Origin of the sequence: Paraburkholderia ginsengiterrae, from assembly GCF_001645125.1 — a bacterium.
GTDB lineage: Bacteria > Pseudomonadota > Gammaproteobacteria > Burkholderiales > Burkholderiaceae > Paraburkholderia > Paraburkholderia ginsengiterrae.
Genome location: NZ_LXKA01000110.1, coordinates 333,669 through 358,510, shown reverse-complemented (window position 1 = coordinate 358,510; position 24,842 = coordinate 333,669). Strand labels below are relative to the sequence as shown.

Annotated in this window: 20 protein-coding genes; 1 reads left to right on the top strand and 19 read right to left on the bottom strand. The window is 61.1% G+C overall.

From position 1 onward, the window contains the following. Window positions 1–444: 444 nt before the first annotated feature. Together A6V37_RS09705 and hemE are read right to left on the bottom strand one after the other, a co-directional pair. Window positions 445–2,691, bottom strand: a complete 2,247-nt coding sequence (locus tag A6V37_RS09705; RefSeq protein ID WP_064285940.1) for a primosomal protein N' — start codon at window positions 2,689–2,691, stop codon at window positions 445–447. A 464-nt stretch (window positions 2,692–3,155) separates the two neighbouring features. Then, window positions 3,156–4,256 carry a uroporphyrinogen decarboxylase gene (gene hemE, locus A6V37_RS09695; RefSeq protein WP_064267198.1) on the bottom strand — a complete coding sequence of 367 codons (1,101 nt, stop codon included), beginning with the start codon at window positions 4,254–4,256 and terminating at the stop codon, window positions 3,156–3,158. 239 nt (window positions 4,257–4,495) lie between these two features. Between hemE and A6V37_RS09690 the strand changes: the two genes are divergently transcribed. Further along, on the top strand, window positions 4,496–5,290 hold the full coding sequence (locus A6V37_RS09690) for a transporter substrate-binding domain-containing protein (protein WP_064267033.1): 795 nt from the start codon (window positions 4,496–4,498) through the stop codon (window positions 5,288–5,290). A gap of 822 nt (window positions 5,291–6,112) precedes the next feature. Here the strand turns inward: A6V37_RS09690 and A6V37_RS09685 are convergent. From A6V37_RS09685 to A6V37_RS09605, 17 genes are all read right to left on the bottom strand, one after another. Next, window positions 6,113–7,843 carry an AMP-binding protein gene (locus A6V37_RS09685; RefSeq protein ID WP_064267032.1) on the bottom strand — a complete coding sequence of 577 codons (1,731 nt, stop codon included), beginning with the start codon at window positions 7,841–7,843 and terminating at the stop codon, window positions 6,113–6,115. Between the two features lie 231 nt (window positions 7,844–8,074). Continuing rightward, window positions 8,075–8,500, bottom strand: a complete 426-nt coding sequence (locus A6V37_RS09680) for a F0F1 ATP synthase subunit epsilon (protein ID WP_064267031.1) — start codon at window positions 8,498–8,500, stop codon at window positions 8,075–8,077. 155 nt (window positions 8,501–8,655) lie between these two features. Further along, entirely contained in the window at window positions 8,656–10,050 is a 1,395-nt protein-coding gene (gene atpD, locus A6V37_RS09675) for a F0F1 ATP synthase subunit beta (RefSeq protein ID WP_064267030.1), read from the bottom strand. Window positions 10,051–10,153: 103 nt separating this feature from the next. Then, window positions 10,154–11,038, bottom strand: coding sequence for a F0F1 ATP synthase subunit gamma (gene atpG / locus A6V37_RS09670; protein ID WP_011490290.1), 885 nt, complete (start codon window positions 11,036–11,038; stop codon window positions 10,154–10,156). A gap of 139 nt (window positions 11,039–11,177) precedes the next feature. Beyond that, window positions 11,178–12,719: a F0F1 ATP synthase subunit alpha gene (gene atpA, locus A6V37_RS09665; RefSeq protein ID WP_064285939.1), complete on the bottom strand. Its 1,542-nt coding sequence runs from the start codon at window positions 12,717–12,719 to the stop codon at window positions 11,178–11,180. Between the two features lie 59 nt (window positions 12,720–12,778). Beyond that, window positions 12,779–13,318 (bottom strand): F0F1 ATP synthase subunit delta, encoded by a 540-nt coding sequence (locus tag A6V37_RS09660; RefSeq protein WP_064267028.1) that lies wholly within the window; start codon window positions 13,316–13,318, stop codon window positions 12,779–12,781. Window positions 13,319–13,320: 2 nt separating this feature from the next. After that, entirely contained in the window at window positions 13,321–13,791 is a 471-nt protein-coding gene (locus A6V37_RS09655) for a F0F1 ATP synthase subunit B (RefSeq protein ID WP_064267027.1), read from the bottom strand. Between the two features lie 138 nt (window positions 13,792–13,929). Beyond that, entirely contained in the window at window positions 13,930–14,199 is a 270-nt protein-coding gene (atpE, locus tag A6V37_RS09650; protein ID WP_007180033.1) for a F0F1 ATP synthase subunit C, read from the bottom strand. Window positions 14,200–14,281: 82 nt separating this feature from the next. Then, window positions 14,282–15,133, bottom strand: a complete 852-nt coding sequence (gene atpB, locus A6V37_RS09645; RefSeq protein ID WP_011490292.1) for a F0F1 ATP synthase subunit A — start codon at window positions 15,131–15,133, stop codon at window positions 14,282–14,284. A 165-nt stretch (window positions 15,134–15,298) separates the two neighbouring features. Next, a complete protein-coding gene (locus A6V37_RS09640) occupies window positions 15,299–15,844 on the bottom strand; it encodes an ATP synthase subunit I (protein ID WP_064267026.1) in 546 nt (181 codons plus the stop codon). Window positions 15,845–16,528: 684 nt separating this feature from the next. After that, the gene (locus tag A6V37_RS09635; protein ID WP_064267025.1) at window positions 16,529–17,416 is read right to left on the bottom strand and encodes a ParB/RepB/Spo0J family partition protein; all 888 of its coding nucleotides are present in this window, start codon (window positions 17,414–17,416) and stop codon (window positions 16,529–16,531) included. Window positions 17,417–17,434: 18 nt separating this feature from the next. Next, a complete protein-coding gene (locus A6V37_RS09630; RefSeq protein ID WP_064267024.1) occupies window positions 17,435–18,226 on the bottom strand; it encodes a ParA family protein in 792 nt (263 codons plus the stop codon). 75 nt (window positions 18,227–18,301) lie between these two features. Then, window positions 18,302–18,985 (bottom strand): 16S rRNA (guanine(527)-N(7))-methyltransferase RsmG, encoded by a 684-nt coding sequence (gene rsmG, locus A6V37_RS09625; RefSeq protein WP_064267023.1) that lies wholly within the window; start codon window positions 18,983–18,985, stop codon window positions 18,302–18,304. Beyond that, on the bottom strand, window positions 18,982–20,940 hold the full coding sequence (gene mnmG / locus A6V37_RS09620) for a tRNA uridine-5-carboxymethylaminomethyl(34) synthesis enzyme MnmG (protein ID WP_064267022.1): 1,959 nt from the start codon (window positions 20,938–20,940) through the stop codon (window positions 18,982–18,984). The genes rsmG and mnmG overlap by 4 nt, the downstream gene beginning before the upstream one ends. Before the next feature lie 174 nt (window positions 20,941–21,114). Then, the gene (locus tag A6V37_RS09615) at window positions 21,115–21,867 is read right to left on the bottom strand and encodes an ABC transporter ATP-binding protein (protein ID WP_100249374.1); all 753 of its coding nucleotides are present in this window, start codon (window positions 21,865–21,867) and stop codon (window positions 21,115–21,117) included. Window positions 21,868–21,878: 11 nt separating this feature from the next. Then, window positions 21,879–23,663, bottom strand: a complete 1,785-nt coding sequence (locus tag A6V37_RS09610) for a branched-chain amino acid ABC transporter ATP-binding protein/permease (RefSeq protein ID WP_075643445.1) — start codon at window positions 23,661–23,663, stop codon at window positions 21,879–21,881. 4 nt (window positions 23,664–23,667) lie between these two features. Continuing rightward, window positions 23,668–24,723 carry a branched-chain amino acid ABC transporter permease gene (locus A6V37_RS09605; RefSeq protein WP_064267019.1) on the bottom strand — a complete coding sequence of 352 codons (1,056 nt, stop codon included), beginning with the start codon at window positions 24,721–24,723 and terminating at the stop codon, window positions 23,668–23,670. Window positions 24,724–24,842: the final 119 nt, after the last annotated feature.

Here is a 24,842-nt window from a genome sequence, read left to right as displayed (position 1 = left end):
GGGTTTGCGCTGAATGGCGCCACGCGCGACGGCGACGGTTGCGATCAGTACTTTCCCTGGCGTGATTATTTTCGCCTTTACCCTTATCAAACTGATCGGCACGCCGTTATACGAAACATGGCAGTACGCGGCCTCAGGGCACGCACAAAAAAACGGTACGGGGTTAGAGGACTGGTGAAATGGAAAAGTGGCTGGTGATATTGGGTATCTGGGCAATGTGCGCGACCTGCGCCGTGCTATTCATCCGAGGCGCGACGCGAGGATCGGACAGGCGTGAACGCGCCGAAGGGCGCACGCCCGCAGCATCGCGGGCATCGGCAGGTGACACACGGACCGCCCTGAACGATTGAGCGGGCAATTGCAGCCGCTCTGTTTATTGTCGAGGTGACGCCGCCAGGTCGGCGGCATGGACGGCCACGCTCGCCTGAACACCCGCAGCCTGCGTCAGATGTCGAGCGGATCGACCTCGATACTCCAGCGCAGCACGCCCTTGAGACCGCGCAGCAGCGGCTGCCAGGCCCGCAGCGTGGCCTGCAGCGCGGCACGCGACGCGCTTTCGATCAGCAACTGCGCTCGATGCACGTGCATCACCTTGACGATGGTGAGCGGCACCGCGTCGTAAACCGTCACGCGTTCGGCGGCCGGAACGCCGGCCAGCTCAGCCGCCGCCTGCTGCAAGAAAGCGAGCGCGGCTTCGAGCGTGCGGCCTTCCGCGCGCAGCAGTGCCTGGTAAACGAACGGCGGCAAATGCGCATCGCGCCGCTCGGCCAGCGTGGAATTGGCAAAGCCGACGTAGTCGTGGCGGCCTAGCGCGTGATACAGCGCGTGGCTCGGGTAACGCGTTTGCACGATCACCTCACCAGGCAGGCCTGCGCGGCCGGCCCGACCGCTTACCTGCATCAGTTGCGCGAAAAGCCGCTCGCTTGCGCGGAAGTCGTGGGAAAACAGCGCTGTGTCGGCGTTCAGCACACCGACCAGCGACACGCGCTGGAAATCGTGGCCCTTGGCGATCATCTGGGTGCCGACGAGGATATCGACCTCTCCGGCGTGCACGTCGGAGAACAATGCCTGCGCGCTGCCTTTGCGACGGGTGCTGTCGGCGTCGATGCGCAATATGCGGGCACCCGGGACCGCACTCGCCAGCGTCTCTTCCACGCGTTGCGTGCCGCGTCCCATGGGGGCGATATCGACGTTGCCGCATTCCGGACACGAACGCGGGATGCGCGCTTCCCAGCCGCAATGGTGGCAACGCAGCGCACGCTCCGGCTTATGCAGGACGACATAGGCGCTGCAGCGCGGACAACCGGCGACCCAGCCGCAGGCATCGCACGCGAGTTGCGGCGCGTAGCCGCGGCGGTTCAGGAACACGAGGCTTTGCTCGCGGCGTTCGAGCCGGGCTTTCAACGCGGCGATCAGCGGCCCGGATAAACCTTCCACCGACGCACGCCCGCGCCTCCGCTCGTCTTCCAGATCGATCAGCCTGACGGTGGGCAGCACGGCGTCGGCCACCGCACGGCGCGACAGGGTTAGCCGCTTGTAGCGCCCCTGGTCGGCCTGCCACCAGCTTTCCAGCGACGGCGTGGCCGAGCCGAGCACGACCGGAAGCCCGAGCTGCTTGGCGCGATAGATCGCCAGGTCACGCGCCGAATAGCGCAAGCCTTCCTGCTGTTTGTAGGCGGGATCGTGTTCCTCGTCGACGACGATGATCGCGAGCCGCGGCAGCGACGCGAGCACGGCGAGCTGCGTGCCGAGCACGATGCGGGCACGGCCGGTGTGGGCGGCAAACCAGTTGCGGGCGCGCTCGCCTTCGGCAAGACCGCTGTGCAGCGTGACGATCGATGTGCCCTCGAGTGCAGCGAAGCGCGCGCGGAAGGCCGCCTCGAACTGCGGCGTCAGATTGATTTCGGGGACGAGGACGAGCGCTTGCGCGTCGGGCTTCGCTGCCAGAATCTCGGCGAGCGCACGCAGATAAACCTCGGTCTTGCCGCTGCCAGTTACACCGTGCAGCAGAAAAGGCGCAAAACCGCTCGCATCGCGGACAGCCTCGACGGCCGCCGCCTGCTCGTCAGTGAGCGTGGGCAGGGTGGGCGCGGGTGCAGCGGACGATGCCGGCGTGTCCTGCGCCGCGGCGGCATCGACGAGATCCAGCGCGACCCAGCCTTCCGCCCGCCATGCTTCGAGGGTGGCGGATGCTTTCGGGTGCAGCGCGCGAGCGTCTGCGGCCAGCAGGAAGTCGCTCTTCGTCAGTGCCTGGGCCAGCTTTCTCAACGCGCTCGCCCGAGCCGGCAACGCATCGGGCAAGGCCACGCGGCCCTCGGGCGTGAGACTGAAGCGCTCTTCCGGCTGAAAGAGACGCGGCCAGCGGGAGGCGTCACGCAGCGCTTGCGGCAGCGCCGGTAGCGCAACTTCGCCAAGACCGCGCTGATAGTAATCCGCCGCAAACGCCGCAAGCCTCAACCATTCCGTCGACACCGGCGGGCATGTGACGCACACGCCATTCACCGACTTCAAGCGATCCGCCGGCACCTCACTGTGAGCGGTCACTTCGCAGACAAGGCCCACCACGTGGCGCTTGCCAAACGGCACGCTGACCAGCATGCCCGGCTCGACCGGCTCCGGCATGTCGTAGCGGTAGTCGAACAAAGTCGGCAGCGGATGATCCAGCGCGACGCGGACGAAAGCGTCACTCACGCGGCAGTGTCGACGAAAAGAGTGATTGCGGCATGAGGCCGCACCGCGGTGTGAAGTGAGCCGAGGAGAAACCTGTCGAAGTTAAAGTAAAACTTCAATTTCTGCGCTAAGTTTTGGATTCGGCTGAACAATTGCAATCGGCCCGCGTGCCTGTGGATAACTTTGTTGAGAACTTCGTCTGGAACGCCCGCAAACGGCGTCGCAGCGGCCTTCTGTGGGATTCCGCACATTCGCGCCAGATGCCGTGAAACCCTTGCCAGACAAGGCTTAGATCAAATGCGCCGGCAATGTGCAAGGGCTAGGGTACGACGAAAGCTTCTACCGCGCCGCAGCGTGATGAATGTGCATAAGTCAAGTCTTGACTTTCTCGAGAGTGCCATCTGACGGCCCGCTGAATACAAACTTCCCCTTAGGCGAAGAGCCCAGTTCGCTGCATTGCATCAAAAGCGGTAACGATTACGGCTTCACGCCGGTGCATGGGTGCCGCTGCGAATCGCCCGGCTATGACGATGCACTTCGTCGACGAGTTCGGCAACGTGCTCCGGCGGTGTGAACTGCGAAATGCCGTGGCCAAGATTGAAGACGTGGCCCGGATGATTGCCGAAGCTGTCGAGCACGGCACGCGCTTCCATGCGAATCGACGCCGGCGGCGCAAACAGCACCGAGGGATCGATATTGCCTTGCAGCGCCACCTTGCCGCCGACGCGCTCTCGCACTTTGCCGAGATTCACGGTCCAGTCGAGGCCGACTGCATCCACGCCGATCTCGGCGATTTCGTCGAGCCACAACCCACCGCCCTTCGTGAAGGTGATCACCGGCACTTTCTCGCCGTCGTGCTCGCGCTTCAACTGACTCACCACCTGCTGAATGTAATTCAGCGAAAAGCGCTGATACATGCCGTCCGCGAGCGCCCCGCCCCATGTGTCGAAAATCATCACGGCCTGCGCCCCGGCTTCGATCTGAGCGTTCAGGTACGCGGCGACCGAGCGCGCGTTGATCTCGAGAATGCGGTGCATCAGATCCGGACGCGCGTAGAGCATCGACTTGACGGTGCGAAAGTCCGCAGAGCCGCTGCCCTCGACCATGTAGCACGCAAGCGTCCAGGGGCTGCCCGAAAAGCCGATTAGCGGCACACGTTGACGGCCTTGAGCATCCGTAAGTGCGGTGCGGATTTCGCGTACGGCATCGGTCACGTAGCGCAGCGTGGCGTCGATGTCCGGCACCGCGAGCTGCGCCACGTCACTTTCCGTGCGCACCGGACGGGCGAATCTAGGACCCTCGCCAGTCACGAACTCGAGGCCGAGGCCCATGGCGTCGGGCACTGTCAGGATGTCGGAGAACAGGATCGCGGCGTCGAGCGGATAGCGCTCGAGCGGCTGCAGCGTGACTTCCGTCGCAAACGCCGGACTCTTGGCGAGGCCGAGGAAACTGCCCGCGCGGCCGCGCGTGGCGTTGTATTCCGGCAGATAGCGGCCAGCCTGCCGCATCAGCCAGATCGGCGTGTAGTCGGTCGGCTGGCGCAGCAGCGCGCGCAGGAAAGTGTCGTTCAGAAGGTTATGGGCCACGTTGCGTACGACTGAGGGCAAAGGGGCATTTTACCGGACCCCGGCTCGCCGTATCGCGCTTGATGGAGGCAATAACGGTTGCGCGCAGAGCACGCACGCCTGTTTTACGTCGGACCGCGGGCTCTCCGGCGCGCGGCTGCGACGCATTGACCTGGCTGAACGGCCAATGTTCAAGCACGAAGCGCCGGGCTATGATCCAACGGCCTTACCAGACAACGACACGCAACCAAGGAGACTCAATGAACAAGGCAGCACTCGCACTGCTCGGCGCCCTGGCCGGCGTTCTGATGCACGCAGGCGTGGCTTGTGCGCAGGCCAGCACGGCTGCGGCACCATCGCGGCTCGACGATATCCTCGCCCGTGGCACGCTGCGCGCCTGCACGACCGGCGACTACAAGCCGTACTCGTTCTATAAGGCCGACGGCCAGTTCGAAGGCATCGATATCGACATGACGGAGTCGCTGGCCAAATCGCTCGGCGTCAAGGCGGAGTACATCAAAACGTCGTGGCCGAATCTGATGAACGACTTTGTCGCGAAATGCGACATCGGCGTGGGCGGCGTGTCACCCACGCTGGAGCGGCAAAAGCGCGCGTTCTTCACACAGGCGTACATGATCGACGGCAAAACGCCGATCACGCGATGCGACGACGTCAACAAATATCAGACCGTCGCGCAGATCGATCAGCCGGCAACGCGCGTGATCGTCAATCCGGGCGGCACCAATGAGCGGTTCGCAAAGCAGTACTTCCCGCATGCGAATCTGACCGTCTATCCGGATAACGTGACGATCTTCAAGCAGATCCTCACCGGAAATGCCGATGTGATGGTGACGGATGCGTCGGAAACCTTGCTGCAGCAGAAGCTGAACCCGGGTCTTTGCTCCGTGCATCCGGACAAGCCGTTCCAGTATGGCGAGAAAGCCTGGCTGCTGCCGCGCGGCGATGTCGCCTTCCAGCAGTACGTCGATCAGTGGTTGCATCTTGCGCGGGCAACGGGCGAGTATCAGGCGATTTCAGACAAGTGGCTGAAGTAAGGCGACTGTGATGCTGCCAGCGTATCCCGGCCATCGGCCTCCCCAGCAAACGATGCTGGTCGGGATGCGCCAATATGTCTGTACAAACACGCCAATCATGTAACCGGATTCAGCGGTGTTAAACAAAAACAGAACAATTCGGCAAAATCGCCCGTCTGCGAACGGGCTCTTTGCCCTCAATCGCCTGTCGGTCCGGTGTTGCGATGCAACGCGCCAACTCGCCGGCATTCAAGAGACATTCCATCCCGGCAAAGCTCCTGTAACACGGGCGATCTGTCACCAGGAAGATGAACATGCAACCATTTCATGCGGAATCGACTTAACGGTTTACGCCGCAGTATGCGTCACGAATAGCATCAATCAGGCGTATGAAATTGCGCTCTAGTCATAGGTAAAAATTACGTTTCAAACACCACATTTTGGCAATAAATCCCGCAACGCCTTATCTGGCGGGCGTTACAACCTGAAACACTTTGTTACCGCGCTCGTAGGGTAATTCGCCCACAATGCCCTCAACGGTTTCAACACGGATGTGGCTGGGTGCGTGGTGTGAGCGGATACAACGCACTTGCCGGTCGGCGCTTGCCGAAGCCCTGTGAAGGGGGCATCCCTGCTGGGGCCGTAATCGACTCAGGGTGGTCGTCACAGTCGGTTCCTACTTTGGTCTCCTCGCGCTAACCCCGTAGCGTGTGGTTTTTAGCGGGCTCCAGGCCCGCTTTTTTTTCGTCTTGTCAAACGTTTGCGCGGTAGCGCCGCAGTGTGTGCTGCGGGTCCACGGCGACAAACGATCTGCCGCGCACGGACCCTCGCCACCAGGGGGCGTCACGCTGTCTTATCTTCCCGTAGCTTCAATTCGCTGATCATCCGTTCACGCATAACGAATTTCTGCACTTTGCCGGTCACCGTCATCGGCAGCTCGTCGACGAAACGGATGTACTTCGGGATCTTGTAGTGCGCAATCTGGCCTTGGCAAAACTGCTGGATCTCTTCGGCCGTGGCCTGCTCGCCCGAGCGCAGCACGACCCACGCGCAGACCTCTTCGCCGTACTTCGAATCGGGCACACCAAACACCTGCACACTCTGGATTTTCGGGTGACGGAACAGAAATTCCTCGATCTCTCGCGGATAGATGTTCTCACCGCCACGAATCAGCATGTCCTTCAGGCGGCCGACGATGTTGCAGTAGCCGTCGGTATCCAGCGTCGCGAGATCGCCGGTATGCATCCAACCGTCGACAATGCTTTCACGCGTCTTGGCTTCGTCGCCCCAATAACCTTGCATCACCGAATAACCGCGCGTGCACAGCTCGCCGGTTTCGCCCACCGGCACGATTTCGCCGAGCGGATCGACAATTTTCACCTCCAGGTGCGGCTGGATACGGCCCACTGTGGTGGTGCGCTTGTCGAGCGGATCGGTGGTCGAGCTCTGAAACGACACGGGGCTGGTTTCCGTCATGCCGTAAGCGATGGTGATTTCGCTCAGATGCATCTTCGCGACGACCTTCTTCATGGTCTCGATCGGACACGGCGAACCCGCCATGATGCCGGTACGCAGACGCGAAAGGTCGTAGGTGGCGAAGTTCGGGTGATCGAGCTCGGCGATGAACATCGTCGGCACGCCGTGCAGCGCGGTGCACTGCTCGTCCGAGACCGCGGCCAATGTCGCCGCCGGGTCGAAACCCTCGCCGGGAAACACCATGTTGGCGCCCACCGAGACGCACGCCAGCACCGCCAGCACCATGCCGAAGCAGTGATACAGCGGGACGGGGATGCAGAGGCCGTCCTGTTCGGTGAGGCGCATCGCCATTGCGATGTAGCGCGCGTTGTTGACCACATTGCTGTGGGTCAGCGTCGCGCCCTTCGGGTTGCCGGTGGTGCCGCTGGTGAACTGGATATTGATCGGGTCGTGGCACGAGAGCGTGGCGCCAATGGCGTCGAGCTTCGGCACGTCGAGCGCCACGCGCCCCTGTTCGATCACGTCGGAAAAGGTCAACATGCCGGGCGTTTCCGTGTCGCACATACGGATCACGTAGCGCAACTCGGGCAAGCGTGCGGCGCGCAGCGCGCCGGGCGCTTGCGTGGCGAGTTCGGGGGCAAGCTCCTGCAGCATTTCAAGGTACATGGACGTCTTGAAGCGCTCGGCGGCGATGATCGCTTTGCAGCCAACCTTGTTCAAGGCGTACTCGAGTTCCGCGAGCCGATAGGCCGGATTGATGTTGACGAGTACGGCGCCGATGCGCGCGGTTGCAAACTGCGTGAGCAGCCACTCCACCCGGTTCGGCGACCAGATGCCGACGCGGTCGCCCTTCACGATACCGAGCGAGAGAAGCCCCGCGGCCAACACGTCGACTTCTTCGGCGAACTCCTTCCATGTCCAGCGAATGCCCTGTTCGCGAAACACCACTGCCGGACGATCCGGAAAACGCTCTGCGGTATCGCGCAGAAACTGACCGACTGTCGCCTCGCTCAACGGGATATCGGTCGTCCCACGAACGTACGACAGTCCGTCCTTCGGTTCCACGAGTGCACCTTCGCCTGACATATGCGTTGCCATGGTGTTGTCTCCGTGAGCGGAAGCTCGCCCTATTGAAATGAATTTGAAATCGATTGTGCCACCGGCTTGTGACCCTTCGGCATCAAGTCTTACCCGCAGCGCGTTGTCCGAGTATTGCGATACGGCATCGATCGATGCCAACGACTCGATTTTGATGACCTTTCCGTAAACGTCAAGTGAAGATCAAAAAAAAGCAGCCACGAAGGCTGCTTTCTCTTTGAAACGTATTGCTTAGCGCTGACTGCGCAGCTTGCGCAGGCGCTGAATCGCAGCGAGCTGAGCCGTCGCGTACGCCAGTTCCGCTTGCGCGGTGGCGTATTCGAGGTTCGATCCCGTATTCTGCAACGCTTCTTCGGCGCGCTTGCGTGCATCTTCGGCCTTGGCTTCGTCGAGATCCTTGCCGCGAATAGCCGTGTCGGCGAGAACCGTCACAGCGCCCGGCTGGATTTCGAGAATGCCGCCGGCGACGAACACAAACTCTTCTTCACCGTTTTCAGCTTCGATGCGCACCGCACCCGGACGAATCCGCGTAATGAGCGGCGTGTGGCCCGGCAAAATGCCGAGTTCACCTGCTTCGCCCGGCAGTGCGACGAACTTCGCCTGGCCCGAGAAGATCTGCTCTTCCGCGCTGACGACGTCTACTTTAATGGTTGCCATATCGACTCCTGTGCCGACCAGAGTTGGCGCTTTAGCGCTTACTCTGGTCCCATGCAAGGCTTTGAGCGTAGTGAGAGGCGCCGGCTTTGCGTGGTGATGCTGCAAGAGCATTCACTATGCGCGGACTCCGGCGCCCGCTTCGTTACACCCGACCTTTACTGGATCTTCTTGGCCTTTTCGAAGGCTTCGTCGATCGTGCCGACCATGTAGAACGCTTGTTCCGGCAGGTGGTCGCACTCGCCTTCAACGATCATCTTGAAGCCACGGATCGTTTCCTTCAGCGGCACGTACTTGCCCGGCGAGCCCGTGAACACTTCAGCGACGTGGAACGGCTGCGACAGGAAACGCTGGATCTTACGAGCACGCGCCACGGCGAGCTTGTCTTCCGGCGCCAGTTCGTCCATGCCCAGAATCGCGATAATGTCGCGCAGTTCCTTGTAGCGCTGCAGCGTTTGCTGCACGCCGCGCGTGATCGAGTAGTGCTCTTCGCCGATCACGTTCGGGTCGATCTGACGCGAGGTCGAATCGAGCGGGTCAACTGCCGGGTAAATACCCAGCGACGCGATGTCACGCGACAACACGACGGTTGCGTCCAGGTGGCCGAAAGTCGTAGCCGGCGACGGGTCCGTCAAGTCGTCCGCAGGGACGTACACGGCCTGAACCGAGGTAATCGAGCCGGTCTTGGTCGACGTAATACGCTCTTGCAGCTTACCCATTTCTTCAGCCAGCGTCGGCTGATAGCCCACTGCCGACGGCATACGGCCGAGCAGTGCCGACACTTCCGTGCCTGCCAGCGTGAAACGGTAGATGTTGTCGACGAAGAACAGCACGTCGAGGCCTTCGTCACGGAAGTGCTCAGCCATCGTCAGGCCGGTCAGCGCAACGCGCAGACGGTTGCCCGGCGGCTCGTTCATCTGGCCGTACACCAGCGCGACCTTGTCGAGAACGTTTGAGTCCTTCATTTCGTGATAGAAGTCGTTCCCTTCGCGGGTACGCTCGCCAACACCGGCGAACACGGAATAACCACCGTGTTCCTTAGCGATGTTGTTGATCAGTTCCATCATGTTCACGGTCTTGCCCACACCGGCGCCACCGAACAGACCCACCTTACCGCCCTTCGCGAACGGGCAGATCAGGTCGATAACCTTGATGCCGGTTTCGAGCAGCTCGGTCGACGGCGACAGTTCGTCGAACGCCGGAGCCTTCTGGTGAATACCGCGAACCACGTCCGAGTTGATCGGGCCGGCTTCGTCGATCGGGCGACCCAGCACGTCCATGATCCGGCCCAGAGTCGGCTTGCCGACCGGCACGCTGATCGGCTTACCCGTGTTCTTCACGACCGTGCCGCGGCGCAGACCGTCCGATGCACCCAGACAGATGGTACGGACAACGCCGTCGCCCAGCTGCTGCTGGACTTCGAGGGTCAGTTCCGAACCTTCGAGAATGAGCGCGTCGTAAATCTTCGGCATGGATTCACGCGGAAATTCCACGTCGATCACCGCGCCGATGCACTGTACGATCTTGCCTTCTACCAAAGCAGTAGTACTCATCGCTTTTCCTTTAGATACTCAATTCTTCACTCGCGCAAAGGCGCAGTTTCGGTGGGGGTGCGCCACGAAGGCGCACACGAAGCGGCGTGCTTGACCGTTAGGGTCAGACTGCCGCTGCGCCACCGACGATTTCCGACAGTTCTTTCGTGATCGCGGCCTGACGGCTCTTGTTGTACACGAGTTGCAGTTCGTTGATGACCGTCTTCGCATTGTCCGAAGCGGCCTTCATCGCGACCATCCGTGCCGACTGCTCCGATGCCATGTTTTCAGCGACGGCCTGATAGACCAGCGCCTCGACATAACGCACCAGCAGTTCGTCCACCACTGCCTGCGCATCCGGCTCGTAGATGTAGTCCCACTGCGTGCTCGGCGTCGTGCCGTCTTCTTCCTTGCGCTCGAACTGGTCTGCCGACAGCGGCAGCAGTTGCTCGATCACCGGCTCCTGCTTCATCGTATTGACGAAGCGCGTGTACGCCAGGTACACCGCCGAAACCTTGCCTTCCGAGTACAGGTCGAGCTGCACCTTCACCGCGCCGATCAGCTTTTCCAGATGCGGCGTGTCGCCGAGATGCACGACGTTCGACACCACCTTGGCGCGCAGACGGTTCAGGAAACCCAGACCCTTGGTGCCGATCGCGGTTGCTTCGATCGTCTTGCCCTGGCCTTCCAGTTCCTTGAACTTCTGCAGCGACGCACGCAGCACGTTGGTGTTCATGCCGCCGCACAGACCCTTGTCGGTCGTGACGAGGATGATGCCGGCCGTCTTCGCGCCTTCGTTCGACACCATGAACGGGTGACGATACTCCGGGTTCGCACGGCTCATGTGTGCAGCGATATCGCGGACCTTGTCGGCATACGGGCGAGCAGCGCGCATGCGCTCCTGAGCGCGGCGCATCTTCGATGCGGCCACCATCTCCATCGCTTTCGTGATCTTGCGCGTGTTTTGCACGCTCTTGATCTTGCCGCGAATTTCCTTCATTCCAGCCATTGCTTACTCCTTGTCGGCCCGAGTTAGCGCTTGAGCGCTTACTCGGGTCCCATGCAAAGCTACCGAAGCAGCGCGGGTTCAGTTGCCTGCGGCCCGCGCCGCTTCAAGGTCCGTTTATGCCTTGCGGATCACTCGCGGATCAATAAGCGCCGGACTTCTTGAAGTCTTTGAGAGCCGTGTGCAGCAGGCCTTCGTCGTCCTTCGAGAGTTCCTTGGTGTCTTCAACGCGCTTGATCAGGTCAGCGTGCTTCGACTTCAGGTAGTCGCGCAGGCCCTTTTCGAACGGCAGCACTTGCGACACTTCCAGATCGTCGAGGTAGCCATTGTTCGCGGCGAACAGCGCCATCGCCAGTTCCCACACTTGCAGCGGCTGATACTGCGGCTGCTTCAGCAGTTCCGTCACGCGGCGGCCGCGCTCCAGCTGCTTGCGGGTCGCTTCGTCGAGGTCCGAGGCGAACTGCGCGAACGCAGCCAGTTCACGGTACTGGGCCAGGTCGGTACGAATACCGCCCGACAGCTTCTTCACGACCTTCGTCTGAGCCGCACCACCCACACGCGACACCGACACGCCGGCGTTAATTGCCGGGCGGATACCTGCGTTGAAGAGGTCGGTTTCCAGGAAGATCTGGCCGTCGGTAATCGAGATCACGTTCGTCGGAACGAATGCGGTCACGTCGCCTGCTTGCGTTTCAATGACCGGCAGTGCCGTCAGCGAACCGCTCTTGCCCTTCACTTCGCCGTTCGTGAACTTCTCGACGTACTCTTCCGAGACGCGAGCAGCACGTTCCAGCAGACGCGAGTGCAGATAGAACACGTCGCCCGGGTAAGCTTCGCGGCCCGGCGGGCGGCGCAGCAGCAGCGAGATCTGACGGTATGCCCAAGCTTGCTTGGTCAAGTCGTCATAAACGATCAGCGCGTCCTGACCACGGTCACGGAAGTATTCACCCATCGTGCAGCCGGCGTACGGTGCCAGATACTGCATGGCAGCCGATTCCGAAGCCGAAGCGGCCACGACGATCGTGTATTCCAGCGCGCCGGTTTCTTCCAGCTTGCGCACCACGTTCATGATCGACGAAGCCTTCTGGCCGATCGCGACGTAGATACAGAAGAGGTTCTTGCCCTTCTGGTTGATGATCGCGTCGACTGCGACTGCGGTCTTGCCGCACTGGCGGTCGCCGATGATCAGCTCACGCTGGCCACGGCCAACCGGCACCATCGCGTCGATCGACTTCAGACCCGTTTGAACCGGCTCCGAAACCGACTTACGCCAGATCACGCCCGGAGCAATCTTTTCGATCGCGTCGGTCTTCTTCGCGTTGATCGGGCCCTTGCCGTCGATCGGGTTGCCGAGTGCGTCGACCACACGGCCGAGCAGTTCCGGACCCACCGGCACTTCCAGAATGCGGCCCGTCGTCTTGACGATGTCGCCTTCCGAAATGTGTTCGTACTCACCCAGAATCACGGCGCCGACCGAGTCGCGCTCGAGGTTCAGTGCGAGACCGAAGGTGTTGCCCGGGAATTCGAGCATTTCGCCCTGCATCACTTCCGACAGGCCGTGGATGCGCACGATACCGTCGGTCACGGAGATCACGGTGCCCTGGTTGCGAACGTCTGCGCTCGCTTCAAGGCCCTGGATCCGGCTCTTGATCAGCTCGCTGATCTCAGAGGGATTGAGTTGCATTATTCGCTCCTGATAGTCAATTCTGTTGCGTGCCAGCCGCTTCAGCGCGTTGAGGCGCTTCAGGCCGTCAGAGCCGTCTGCATGCTGGCAAGCCGCGCGCGGACCGAGGTATCGAGCACTTCGTCGCCGACCGTCACGCGCACGCCGCCGATCAGCGACGGGTCGACTTCGACCGCCGGCTTCAGCTTGCGCTTGAACTTGCGTTCGAGACTTGCGACGAGGTCGTTCAACTGCGCGCCTTCGAGCGGAAATGCGCTGACGATCAGCACATCGGCCGCCCCTTCGCGGGCGTTCTTCAACTCTTCGAACTGCACGGCGATTTCCGGCAGCAATTGCAGGCGATGGTTGTCCACCAGCATTTGCACCAGATTTTTCGCTTGTGCGTTGTCCTTGAGCGGCGACTTGACCGCAGCCAGCAGCAGTTCGCTGACCTGGGTGCGGCTTACTTTCGGACTCGAGGCGATCGACAGCACTTCGGGCAGACGCGCAACCTGTGCCAGCTCCTGCACGAGCGTGGACCAGGCGGCGATGTCACCAGCTTCGGCCACGCCAAACAGCGCTTCTGCGTACGGACGGGCGATGGTTGCAAGTTCGGCCATGATCAGAGCTCAGCTTTCAGTTGATTCAGCAGGTCAGCGTGAGCTGCCTGGTTCACTTCGCGCTTCAGGATCTGTTCAGCGCCCTTCACAGCGAGTGCAGCGACTTCGCCACGCAGCGTTTCGCGCGCCTTGACGACTTGCTGGTCCGCGTCGGCCTTCGCTTGCGCGATGATGCGAGCGGCTTCCGCCTGTGCTTGAGCCTTGATTTCGTCAGCGACTGCCACAGCGCGCTTTTCTGCGTCAGCAATACGCTGCTGACCGTCGTTGCGTGCCTGAGCGAGTTCCTGGTCGACGCGCTTGTGAGCGGCTTCGAGTTCTGCCTTGCCCTTTTCAGCAGCCGACAAACCGTCAGCAATCTTCTTCGAGCGCTCGTCGAGGGCGTTGATCAACGGCGGCCACACGAACTTCATCGTGAACCACGCGAGGATCAGGAACACGACCATTTGCGCAAACAGGGTTGCGTTGAGATTCACGGTGTTTCCTTAAACGTTGCTAGTTCGGAAAGTGAAACGGCAAGGCGCTCATCGATTCTGTCTTCGATCAGCGCCCAAGTGCCCGTTCCGCCCTGCGCCTTCACTAGTTATAGCTCAGGCGCAAACTTCCGAGGAACCTCAGCCTGCCAGCTTCGACAGCAGCGGGTTCGCGAACGCAAACAGCATTGCCACACCAACGCCAATCAGGAACGCCGCATCGATCAGACCAGCCAGCAGGAACATCTTGGTTTGCAGCGGGTTCATCAGTTCCGGCTGACGTGCACATGCTTCGATGTACTTGCCACCCATCAGGCCGATACCGATACAGGCGCCGATTGCACCCAGGCCGATGATGATGCCGATACCGATGGCGGTCAGACCCTGGATGTTGGCGATGAAAGCTTGCATGATCACTCCTTTGTGAAAAGTCTTTTAGAACTGGTTGGAACTGGGATTTAAAAAACTACGATTCTTTTGCCGACAGCGCAGGTTAGTGCGTGTCGTGTGCCTGGCCGATGTACACCAGCGTCAGCATCATGAAAATGAACGCCTGCAGCAGAACGATCAGAATGTGGAAGATTGCCCACACGCTGCCGGCGATCACGTGGCCGATGAAGCCAAGCACCGTCGTGTCCGCGCCGAAGCTCCAGATGCTGCCGAGCAGGGCAATCAGCAGGAACAACAGTTCGCCCGCGTACATGTTGCCGAAAAGCCGCATGCCGAGCGAGACCGTCTTCGCGACGAACTCGATGATGTTCAGTGCAAGGTTCGGGATCCACAGCAGCGGATGCGCGCCGAACGGAGCGGACAGCAGTTCGTGCACGAAGCCGCCGGCGCCCTTGATCTTGAAGTTGTAGTAAATCATCAGCGCGAACACACCGAGGGCGATGCCGAGCGTGCCGTTCAGGTCGGCGGTCGGCACGATGCGGTGGTGCGGGATGACTTCGGACAGACCGAGCCAGCCAATCACGTGGCCCGGCAGGTCAACGGGGATAAAGTCGAGCGAGTTCATCAGCGCGACCCAGACGAACACGGTCAGGGCCAGCGGTGCAATGAAAGTGCGCGAGCCGTGGATCATCGACTTGGATTGATCCTCGACCATTTCGACGAGCATTTCGATAGCGCATTGGAAACGGCCCGGCACGCCGGACGTTGCCTTACGGGCAGCGAGATGCAAGATGAAGATCGTGGCCAGACCGCAAACGATCGACCAGAAAAGGGTGTCCAGATTCCACACGTGAATGTCGAAAATCGACGTCTGATGCGCGGTGGAAAAGTTCTGCAAGTGGTGCGCAATGTACTCGGACGGATCCATTGCGCGCGTGCCTTCGCTAGCTGCCATATCGTTAAAGCCACCCAAATTGTCGAAAATCGTCTTAGGCCGCTCCCGCAGCAATTCTGTATTGCGGGAACACGCCGGGTGCGGACCGTGTCATATCCGCACACCTGTTGCCGGCGCTGCGCGCCAGCCTGAATTTTTACTACTGCTTTGTTACTGCTGCCTACGTTAGCGCCAGGCCAAGGCGATCCAGTACGTCTTCAGCGCGAGGAGGTAAGTCACGAGCAGCGGAACCCAGCGTACGTCGTGATACCAGAAGGCGATAGCTACAAACATCGCGATCGTTGTCCCCATCTTGAGCGCTTCGCCGATCATCCATCTCATGACTGTTTCGGCGCCGCTCAACGTTCTAAGTCGTGCCGCGAACAACGCGCTCGGCACCCAGCAGATCGCCCCCCCCAGGAACGCGGACAGCGCAGCAGCGCCCGGCGGCTTGTAAAAAAGCCACCACACCAGCGTAGCACCCAGGGACAAAACCATTTGCGCTGCCACGACCTTGAAAGGCGTAACGCGCGATGGACGACTCACGTTCGGACCAAACAGCTTTTCAGCCTCGGCCCGCGTGAGCGGAACGATATTGTTATCTTGCTGCTCGGCATCCCACGAATCGTCAGGTGCCGCTCGCTGACCGGTGGACGCAACGGAAGCGGTGCGTTCAGCGCGGTGTTCGTCGTGCCCATTCTGCGGCACTTCATTCGACGTTTTGACCGCCATCGCAGTGTTCCGAAAGTCTTGTACCAGCAGGCGAACTTACGCTGCCCTTACGGGGTTGCCGTGCAATTAAATCCGGGCGATTGTAAGCGATAGTTGCAGGCAATTCAAGACTTTAGGCCGTTCAATAACCAGCGTGAAACGGCTCTTCACGATGCGGAAACGCCTTGCTGACAGGGCGAAACACGCCAAATGTAAGGCTGCTGGGGCGCGCCAAAACATGCGCTTTGAATCAAGCGGATTTGCGGCTGCCGGCGGGCTGTTCAAATGCCATAGCAGACGTCTCGAAAATGCAACAAACGTGGTTTTTTGCCCGAGTGAGTGGACATGTTGGGCGCAGCCGGGTAGGCAGTGAGATGCGATGGTGCCCGGTGCCACCAAGCGACGAACATGTATCGTGTTGCAGCTGCGCTGGGCGTCGACTATTCCGAGCAAGTCAATCGCCGCGCAGCCAACGAACTCTTGTTCGCATCGACACTTTGGTTCAGATTTCTATTTTTGTATTCCTAACTATTTAGGGTGGAACTTGCTTAGGAATCCATCGAACATTGAAGTAAGTCGCCGATCACTGGAACCGGGCTGACATCATGTGCACTCGCCTTCGTGGCGAGCGCGGGGGGCGCCACGCCTACCGCCCCACTCCGCCTGCCGACCATCACGTCGTCGCAAGTCCCTTCAACGCGCCAATCAGACCGTGGCGTTCCCACGCAGGCGGACAAGTATGCCTTCCAGTGCGTCCAGATCGCCAAAGTCCACCAGCACTTGACCGCGTCCACGGCGGCCGAGTTTGATCTTGACCGTTGCCGCGAGCAGGTCCGACAACTCTTCTTCGAGCCGCCGCGTATCACGGCCACCGTCCGGATTCGCGCGCGCCTTCACCGCAGGTGCGGCCTTGGTGGTCGCCGCCACCAGTTTTTCAGTTTCGCGCACCGACAAGCGCTTGTTGACCACCTGGTTGGCCAACGTAATCTGTGTCGCGCCGTCGACGGCCAGCAGCGCACGCGCATGGCCCATGTCCAGATCGCCCGCCAGCAGCATCGTCTGCACAGGGGTCGCCAGGTTGAGCAAGCGCAACAGATTCGATACCGCGCTACGTGAGCGGCCCACCGACTCCGCGGCCTGTTCGTGCGTGAAATTAAACTCGTCGAGCAAGCGCTGGATGCCCTGCGCTTCTTCCAGCGGATTCAGATCTTCACGCTGAATGTTCTCGATCAGCGCCATGGCGGCAGCAGCCTGATCCGGCACATCCCTCACCAGCACCGGCACTTCGTCGAGACCCGCGAGACGTGCCGCGCGGAAACGCCGCTCGCCGGCGATGATCTCGTATTTGTCCGCCGACACGGGGCGCACCAGGATCGGCTGCATCAACCCCTGCGCGCGGATGCTGGCCGCCAGTTCCTGCAAAGCGCCTTCGTCCATGCGCGTGCGCGGCTGATACTTACCCGCCTGCATCTTGCTGAGCGGCAGCACGTTGGGTGCGCCTTCGATCACCACTGCTTCTGTGATGTCCGCACTGCCACCCAGCAGTGCTTCCAGGCCGCGGCCCAATCCCTTCTTTCTCGCTACTGCGTTCATTGTGCTTCCTCGATCCGCTTAGGATGCCTGGGGCGCGTCATTCAGTGCGCGCACCCGCTCAATCATTTCCGCGCCGAACTGCACGTATGCCTGCGCGCCGCGCGATACCCTGTCGAACACCACGCCCGGCAAACCGTAACTGGGCGCCTCGGCGAGACGTACGTTACGTGGGATGACCGCATCGAACACCTTGTCGCCGAAATGCTCTTTAAGCTGGTCCGACACCTGTTGTTGCAACGTGATGCGCGGATCGAACATCACGCGCAGCAGGCCGATCACCTTCAGGTCGCGGTTCAAGTTGGCGTGCACCTGCTTGATCGTGTTGACCAGGTCGGACAGGCCCTCGAGGGCGAAATACTCGCACTGCATCGGAATCACGACGCCATGCGCGGCGCACAGGCCGTTGAGCGTCAACAGCGACAAAGCCGGCGGACAGTCGATCAATACAAATTCGTATTCGCTCTCGACTGCCGCGAGCGCAGCCTTCAGCCGGCGCTCACGGTTCTGCACACTGACCAGTTCGACTTCGGCACCGGCGAGTTCGCGGTTGGCGGGCAGCACGTCGTAGCCGACGGCCTCCGGCCGCACGCGCGCGTCGGTCACCGACACGCCATCCACGAGCACTTCGTAGACCGTGCTCTCACATGCGGCCTTGTCGATACCGCTGCCCATCGTGGCGTTGCCCTGCGGGTCCAGATCGATGAGAAGGACTCGCTGTCCCTGCGCTGCCAAGCTCGCCGCCAGATTGACTGTGGTCGTCGTCTTGCCGACGCCGCCTTTCTGGTTCGCAACGCAGAAGATTTTTGCCATCGTTGGTGTGTCCCTTTTGCTGCTTGGATAAAGAAAAAATACAGGTGCTGCGGTGATGCAAATGGACAGCTGCCGTCAGTTGACTGCGTCCACCACAACCTTGATCAAATGCCGCTCCGCATCGAGCGACGGCACATTCAGCCGGATGACCTGCTCCACGCGGGCACCCGCCGGTAACCGCTCGATCTCACCGTCCGGACGCACGCCTTTCATCGCCCAGATCGCCCCATGGTCCGCAACCAGGTGACGGGCCAGTGTAACGAAATCCGCGAGTTCTGCGAATGCGCGCGAAACAATAACGTCGAACTTTGCCGGTACTTCGGCACCAGGCTGCAAGGTTTCGACCCGGCCGGTCACCACGGAAAGATTCGCAAGGCCGAGTTCAGCCTTAGCCTGCGCCTGAAAAGCTGTCTTTTTGTGAACGATGTCGTTGACCGTGACGGTCCACTCAGGCAGCACGATCGCGAGCACGATGCCCGGCAGGCCACCGCCGGAACCGACATCCAGTACCGACGACGGGCCGCGCGGCGCCAGAGGCGGCACGATCGAAAGCGAATCCAGAATGTGCTGAATCAGCATCTGCCGCGGATCGCGGATCGCCGTGAGGTTGTAGACGGCATTCCACTTGGACAACAGCGCCACATAGTCGAGCAGCTTGCCGAGCTGCGCATCGCTCAAGTCGAGGCCGAGCTCGCGCATGCCCTCCTCCAGCAACGGCGCCAACGCTTCCCTGCTGCTTCCTTTCTGGCTTACCGTCATTGCGCCACCGGCGTGCTGTCGGTGCCCGGTTCGGCGGGTTTGCTCGGGCGACGCCCCAACCCGCGCTTCAGATGAACCATCAGCAACGAGATTGCCGCCGGCGTAATGCCCGAAATGCGCGACGCTTGCCCGATGGTCTCAGGGCGGAACTGGGTGAGCTTCTGGCGTGCTTCGAACGACAGCCCTCTGACTTCCGCGTAGTCCAATCCGTCCGGCAGACGCGTGCTTTCGTGCGCCTCATTGCGCTCGATTTCATCGGCCTGACGGTCGATATAGCCCTGATATTTGATGCCGATCTCGATCTGTTCCTTGATCTGGGCAAGCAGCACGTCATCTTCCGCCAAGGTCTCGGGAGCGGCGCATTCACCGGCACGCAAACCACAGACGCCGTCGTAGGAGACGCCCGGACGGCGCAGCAGATCCGCAAGGCTGTATTCGTGGTCAATCGGCTTGCCAAGCAAGGCGGTCGCCTCGTCAGCGGGTAACGTCTTAGGATTAACCCAGGTTGTACGAAGGCGCTCTGTTTCACGTGAAACAGCGTCGCGCTTGCGACTAAATGCGTCCCAACGAATATCGTCGACCACGCCAAGTTCACGGCCAATCTCGGTCAAGCGCATGTCCGCATTGTCTTCGCGCAGGCTCAGACGATACTCAGCCCGGCTAGTGAACATGCGATACGGCTCAGACACGCCACGAGTCACGAGATCGTCGACCAGCACGCCAAGGTAAGCCTGATCGCGGCGCGGGCACCACGCTTCCTTGCCCTGAACGTGCAGCCCCGCGTTAATCCCTGCCAGCAGCCCTTGCGCCGCCGCTTCTTCATAGCCGGTGGTGCCATTGATCTGTCCCGCAAAGAACAATCCGTTAATGACTTTGGTCTCAAGCGAAGCCTTCAGTCCACGCGGATCGAAGTAGTCATACTCGATTGCATAGCCTGGCCGCAGAATATGAGCGTGCTCCAGACCGCGCATCGACCGCACGAGCTCCAGCTGGACGTCGAACGGCAGGCTGGTGGATATCCCGTTTGGATAGAACTCGTTGGTCGTCAGCCCTTCCGGCTCGAGGAAAATCTGATGCGATTCCTTCGATGCGAAGCGATGAATCTTGTCCTCGATCGACGGGCAATAGCGCGGCCCCACCCCTTCGATCACGCCGGTGTACATCGGCGAACGATCGAGCCCGCCACGGATAATGTCGTGCGTACGCTCATTCGTATGCGTGACCCAGCACGGCACTTGCCGCGGATGCTGCTCGACGCGCCCGAGAAACGAGAACACCGGCACTGGATCCAGATCGCCTGGCTGCTCTTCGAGCTGCGAGAAATCGATCGTGCGACCGTCGATGCGCGGCGGCGTCCCCGTCTTGAGACGGCCTTGCGGCAGCTTCAATTCCTTGAGGCGTGCGGACAGCGACACCGCAGCCGGATCGCCCGCACGGCCACCGGTATAGTTGTTCAAGCCCACGTGAATCTTGCCGTCGAGGAACGTCCCGGCGGTCAACACCACTGCGCGCGAGCGGAAACGAATCCCCACCTGCGTGACAGCGCCGACCACGCGGTCGCCCTCCACCATCAGATCGTCGACGGCTTGCTGGAACAGCCACAGGTTCGGCTGGTTCTCCAGTCGATGCCGGATCGCCTGCTTGTACAGCAAACGGTCAGCCTGGGCCCGCGTCGCGCGGACGGCGGGCCCCTTCGACGAATTCAGGATGCGAAACTGAATGCCGCCCTCGTCCGTCGCGGCCGCCATCGCACCGCCGAGCGCGTCGACCTCCTTCACCAAATGGCCCTTGCCGATGCCGCCAATCGACGGATTGCAGCTCATCTGGCCGAGGGTTTCGATGTTGTGGGTCAGCAGGAGCGTCGTGTTGCCCATGCGTGCCGAAGCCAAGGCAGCTTCGGTGCCGGCATGACCGCCGCCGACGACGATTACGTCAAATTCTGTGGGAAAAAGCATCGCGGATCTCACGCCAGATCGTCGCGTGAGCCTTCAAAGGAAAATGTATGGGCGAATTATAACGGGTTCGGTTTAGGCCCGAATTTCGTCCGAACGGCCAACCCATAAAAAGGCGGTGTGTTTCACGTGAAACACACCGCCTTGAGCAACGGGAAACAGCGAAAAACGGGCGCGCTACGCCACTTTCTTAGCCAGCCCGAGATACGTTTCTATGACTCGCGGATTCTGCGCCAGATCGGCCGCCGGCCCTTCCAGCGCCAGTTCACCCGTCTCCAGCACGTAGCCATAGTCCGAGATTTGCAGCGCCGCGCGCGCATTCTGTTCGATCAACAGTGTGGCGACGCCGGTTTGACGCAGCGCGCTAATGATATGAAAAATCTCCTTCACGATCAGCGGCGCGAGCCCAAGACTCGGCTCGTCCAGCATCAGCAGATCCGGCTTGCCCATTAGCGCCCGCCCCACCGCCAGCATCTGCCGCTCACCGCCGGACAACGTGCCAGCGGCTTGCTTCCGCCGCTCCTTCAGCCGCGGGAAAAGCGTGAACACCGGGTCGAGCTGATCGAGGAAGTTACGCTCGCCCGCACGCTTGCGCCGGTATGCGCCAAGAACAAGGTTGTCTTCAACCGTCATCGAAGCAAATAGCTCACGCTTCTCGGGCACCAGACACATGCCGCGTGCGACGCGTTTTTCGACCGGCACCGCGCTGACATCTTCATTTTGATAAAGAACCACACCCTTCGCATGGCCCGTGGTCGGCAACGCGCCCATGATCGCGTTCAGCAACGTGGATTTGCCGGCCCCGTTCGGGCCGATCACCGACACGATCTGTCCGGCCCGTACTTTGATCGACGCGCCGTGCAGCGCCTCGACCTTGCCATAGCGGACCGACAAGCCGTCCACATTGAGAATCGGCAGCGCTTCATTCATCGTGTTCTCCATCACTCCACCCCGCCGAGATACGCTTCCAGCACGGCCGGGTCTTGCTGCACGTCCTGCGGTAGACCTTCCGCGATCCGGGTTCCGAACTCCATGACCACCAGCCGATCGGTGAGATTCATCACGAAATCCATATCGTGCTCCACCAGCAGCACACTCATGCCTTCTGCCTTCAGGCGGCGCAACAGGTCGGCCAACTGCAGTTTTTCCTGATATCGCAGACCGGCGGCAGGTTCATCCAGCAATAGCAGCGTCGGATCGCAGCACAAGGCACGCGCGATTTCGAGAATGCGCTGCTGCCCCAAGGCAAGACTCCCAGCTTCTTCGTACATGTGCTTTTCAAGCCCAACCCGGCGAATCTGCCGCGCGGCCTCCGCCATCAGGCGCGCCTCTTCTGTGCTGTTAAGGCGAACCACGCTGCGCCACACGCCGGCCTGACCTCGCAGATGTGCGCCGATCGCCACATTCTCGAGCACCGTCATGCCCGGCAGCAGCTTCACATGCTGGAACGTACGGCCGATCCCGCGCTTGACGATTTCACGTGAACTCAGTGCATCGATGCGTTCGCCGCGGAACGTGATCTCACCACTGGTCGCCTGAAGCACGCCGGTCACCAGATTGAACGTGGTCGACTTGCCCGCACCGTTCGGGCCGATCAGGCCGATGATCTGCCCTGCTTTCACCTCGAAACTGACATCGTTCACTGCGACCAGACCGCCGAATTGCTTGCGCGCCTTATTCACCGTCAGCAAGTTTTCTCCAGCCGTCGGCTTGCTGCGTTGCGGCAGCGGCTCAGCATGATCCGCCACATGGGCACGCGGCCCACGCGGGAAAAAGCGCGCGACGAACGGCCACACACCTTGGCGGGCGTACTGCAGCAACAGCACCATCAGGATGCCGAACACGATCACTTCGAAGTTGCCGTTCTCGCCGAGCAGCTTGGGCAGCAGCGTTTGCAGATAATCCTGCAACACGGTCAGGATCGCCGCGCCAAGCACCGCGCCCCAGACGTGCGACACGCCCCCCACCACCGCCATGAACAGAAACTCGATGCCGTGGTTCAGACCAAACGGCGTCGGGTTCACCGCGCGTTGCAGGTGCGCGTAGAGGAAGCCCGAAATCGAGGCCAACACGGCCGCGTACACAAAAATCACCACGCGCATCCACGCCGTGTTCACGCCCATTGCCTCGGCCATCAGGCCGCCGCCCCGCAACGCGCGGATCGCCCGCCCCGGCCGGCTATTAAGCAGATTTTGAACAGACACAACCGCGCCAAGCACGACCAGCCAGATCAGGTAGTAGATATGGCGGCCGGATTCCAGATCGATGCCCAAGACGTTCAGCACTGGAATCCCGTTGATACCGTCGTACTTGCCGAGCATGTCGAGGTTGCCGAACAGGTAGAACAGCGCAAGCCCCCACGCGATCGTGCCAAGCGGCAAGAAGTGGCCGGACAGACGCATTGTCACGAGACCGAGCATCAGTGCGATCAACGCCGTCACCACTACGCCGGCGATCAGCGCCAGCCACGGCGAGACTCCGTACTGAGTCGTCAGATACGCGGTCGCATATGCGCCGATACCGACAAACGCGGCCTGCCCGAAGCTGGTCATGCCACCAATGCCAGTGAGCAGCACGAGCCCGATCGCGACGATCGAATACAGACCAATGTAGTTGAGCAGCGTCACCCAGTACTCAGGGACATGGATCGGCTGCGGCAGCACCGGCAGCGCGAACAGCACCACGAGAAACAACCAGAAGAACCTGTTTTTTATGATCCGTTTCATCGCGTCACTCCTCTTCTTCTTCCGCATGCGGGCTGGCAAGACTTCGCCAGAGCAGCACCGGGATGATCAGCGTGAACACGATCACTTCCTTATAAGCGCTCGCCCAGAACGACGAATACGACTCCAGCAGGCCCACCAGGATCGAACCGGCGGCCGCCAGCGGATAGCTGATGAGTCCGCCGATAATCGCCCCAACGAAGCCCTTCAAACCAATCAGGAAGCCCGAGTCGTAGTAGATGGTGGTCAAGGGTGCAACGAGGATCCCGCACAGCGCGCCGAGCCCTGCCGCCAGCGTGAACGCGAGACGGCCCGCCTGCGTCGTGCCGATACCGACGAGGCGCGCGCCGAGACGGTTCACCGAGGTCGCACGCAAAGCCTTGCCCGATATCGAGCGGTCGAAGTACAGATACAGCGCGCCTATTAACACCACGGCGGTGCCCACCACCCACAGGCTTTGCCCGGAGATCGTCAGCGAGCCGATGTTGAAGGTCGCGTCTGAAAACGCAGTGGTACGCGAGCCCTCCGCGCCGAACATGACGAGGCCAAGTCCGACCATCGCGAAGTGCACCGCCACCGCCACGATCAGCAACAGCAGCGTGGTGGCTTCCGCGATCGGCTCATACGCGAGCCGGTACACGAACGGCCCCATCGGAATCACGATCAGCAGCGTCAACGCAATCTGCGCAATCATCGGCAGCGGCTGCAGGAAAACGCCTCGCGTCAACGCGTAGACCGCCACGGGAAACAGCAGGTATTTGCCGGCCAGCGAGACCAGCGTGCGAGCCGCATGCCGCCGCCGTTCGGGATGCCGCGCGAGGCCCGCCGTCTCGACGACGAAGCATGCCGCGCCCATCGCCATCAGCAGCCAGCAGGTGGCCGGAAATTTTTGTGTTTGCAGTGCGGCGAGCGTCAATGCGCCGTACGAAACAAACTCGCCCTGCGGGATGAAGATCACCCGCGTCACGGAGAACACGAGCACCAGCGCGAGCGCGAGCAGTGCGTAGATCGCGCCGGTGGTAATGCCGTCCTGCGCGAGGATCGCCGCAATTGATAGATCCATACTTCCTCGTCCTGAAGCGTCGAAATCGAAACCGGGAATCAGTCGTGGCGGCAGAACTCGCGGCCGTCCACCGACCCGCAATGCCAGAAAAGGCGACCGCCGCGCCGGAACATGGCACG

Bases quoted from the DNA above. Each gene is read 5' to 3' on its own strand.
- atpE (WP_007180033.1), bottom strand. From the start codon at position 14,199: ATGCAAGCTTTCATCGCCAACATCCAGGGTCTGACCGCCATCGGTATC.
- A6V37_RS09615 (WP_100249374.1), bottom strand. From the start codon at position 21,867: ATGAATGAAGCGCTGCCGATTCTCAATGTGGACGGCTTGTCGGTCCGC.
- A6V37_RS09690 (WP_064267033.1), top strand. From the start codon at position 4,496: ATGAACAAGGCAGCACTCGCACTGCTCGGCGCCCTGGCCGGCGTTCTG.
- A6V37_RS09685 (WP_064267032.1), bottom strand. From the start codon at position 7,843: ATGGCAACGCATATGTCAGGCGAAGGTGCACTCGTGGAACCGAAGGAC.
- A6V37_RS09680 (WP_064267031.1), bottom strand. From the start codon at position 8,500: ATGGCAACCATTAAAGTAGACGTCGTCAGCGCGGAAGAGCAGATCTTC.
- atpA (WP_064285939.1), bottom strand. From the start codon at position 12,719: ATGCAACTCAATCCCTCTGAGATCAGCGAGCTGATCAAGAGCCGGATC.
- mnmG (WP_064267022.1), bottom strand. From the start codon at position 20,940: ATGCTTTTTCCCACAGAATTTGACGTAATCGTCGTCGGCGGCGGTCAT.
- A6V37_RS09640 (WP_064267026.1), bottom strand. From the start codon at position 15,844: ATGGCGGTCAAAACGTCGAATGAAGTGCCGCAGAATGGGCACGACGAA.
- A6V37_RS09630 (WP_064267024.1), bottom strand. From the start codon at position 18,226: ATGGCAAAAATCTTCTGCGTTGCGAACCAGAAAGGCGGCGTCGGCAAG.
- A6V37_RS09660 (WP_064267028.1), bottom strand. From the start codon at position 13,318: ATGGCCGAACTTGCAACCATCGCCCGTCCGTACGCAGAAGCGCTGTTT.
- rsmG (WP_064267023.1), bottom strand. From the start codon at position 18,985: ATGACGGTAAGCCAGAAAGGAAGCAGCAGGGAAGCGTTGGCGCCGTTG.
- A6V37_RS09610 (WP_075643445.1), bottom strand. From the start codon at position 23,663: ATGAAACGGATCATAAAAAACAGGTTCTTCTGGTTGTTTCTCGTGGTG.
- A6V37_RS09605 (WP_064267019.1), bottom strand. From the start codon at position 24,723: ATGGATCTATCAATTGCGGCGATCCTCGCGCAGGACGGCATTACCACC.
- A6V37_RS09635 (WP_064267025.1), bottom strand. From the start codon at position 17,416: ATGAACGCAGTAGCGAGAAAGAAGGGATTGGGCCGCGGCCTGGAAGCA.
- atpD (WP_064267030.1), bottom strand. From the start codon at position 10,050: ATGAGTACTACTGCTTTGGTAGAAGGCAAGATCGTACAGTGCATCGGC.
- atpB (WP_011490292.1), bottom strand. From the start codon at position 15,133: ATGGCAGCTAGCGAAGGCACGCGCGCAATGGATCCGTCCGAGTACATT.
- atpG (WP_011490290.1), bottom strand. From the start codon at position 11,038: ATGGCTGGAATGAAGGAAATTCGCGGCAAGATCAAGAGCGTGCAAAAC.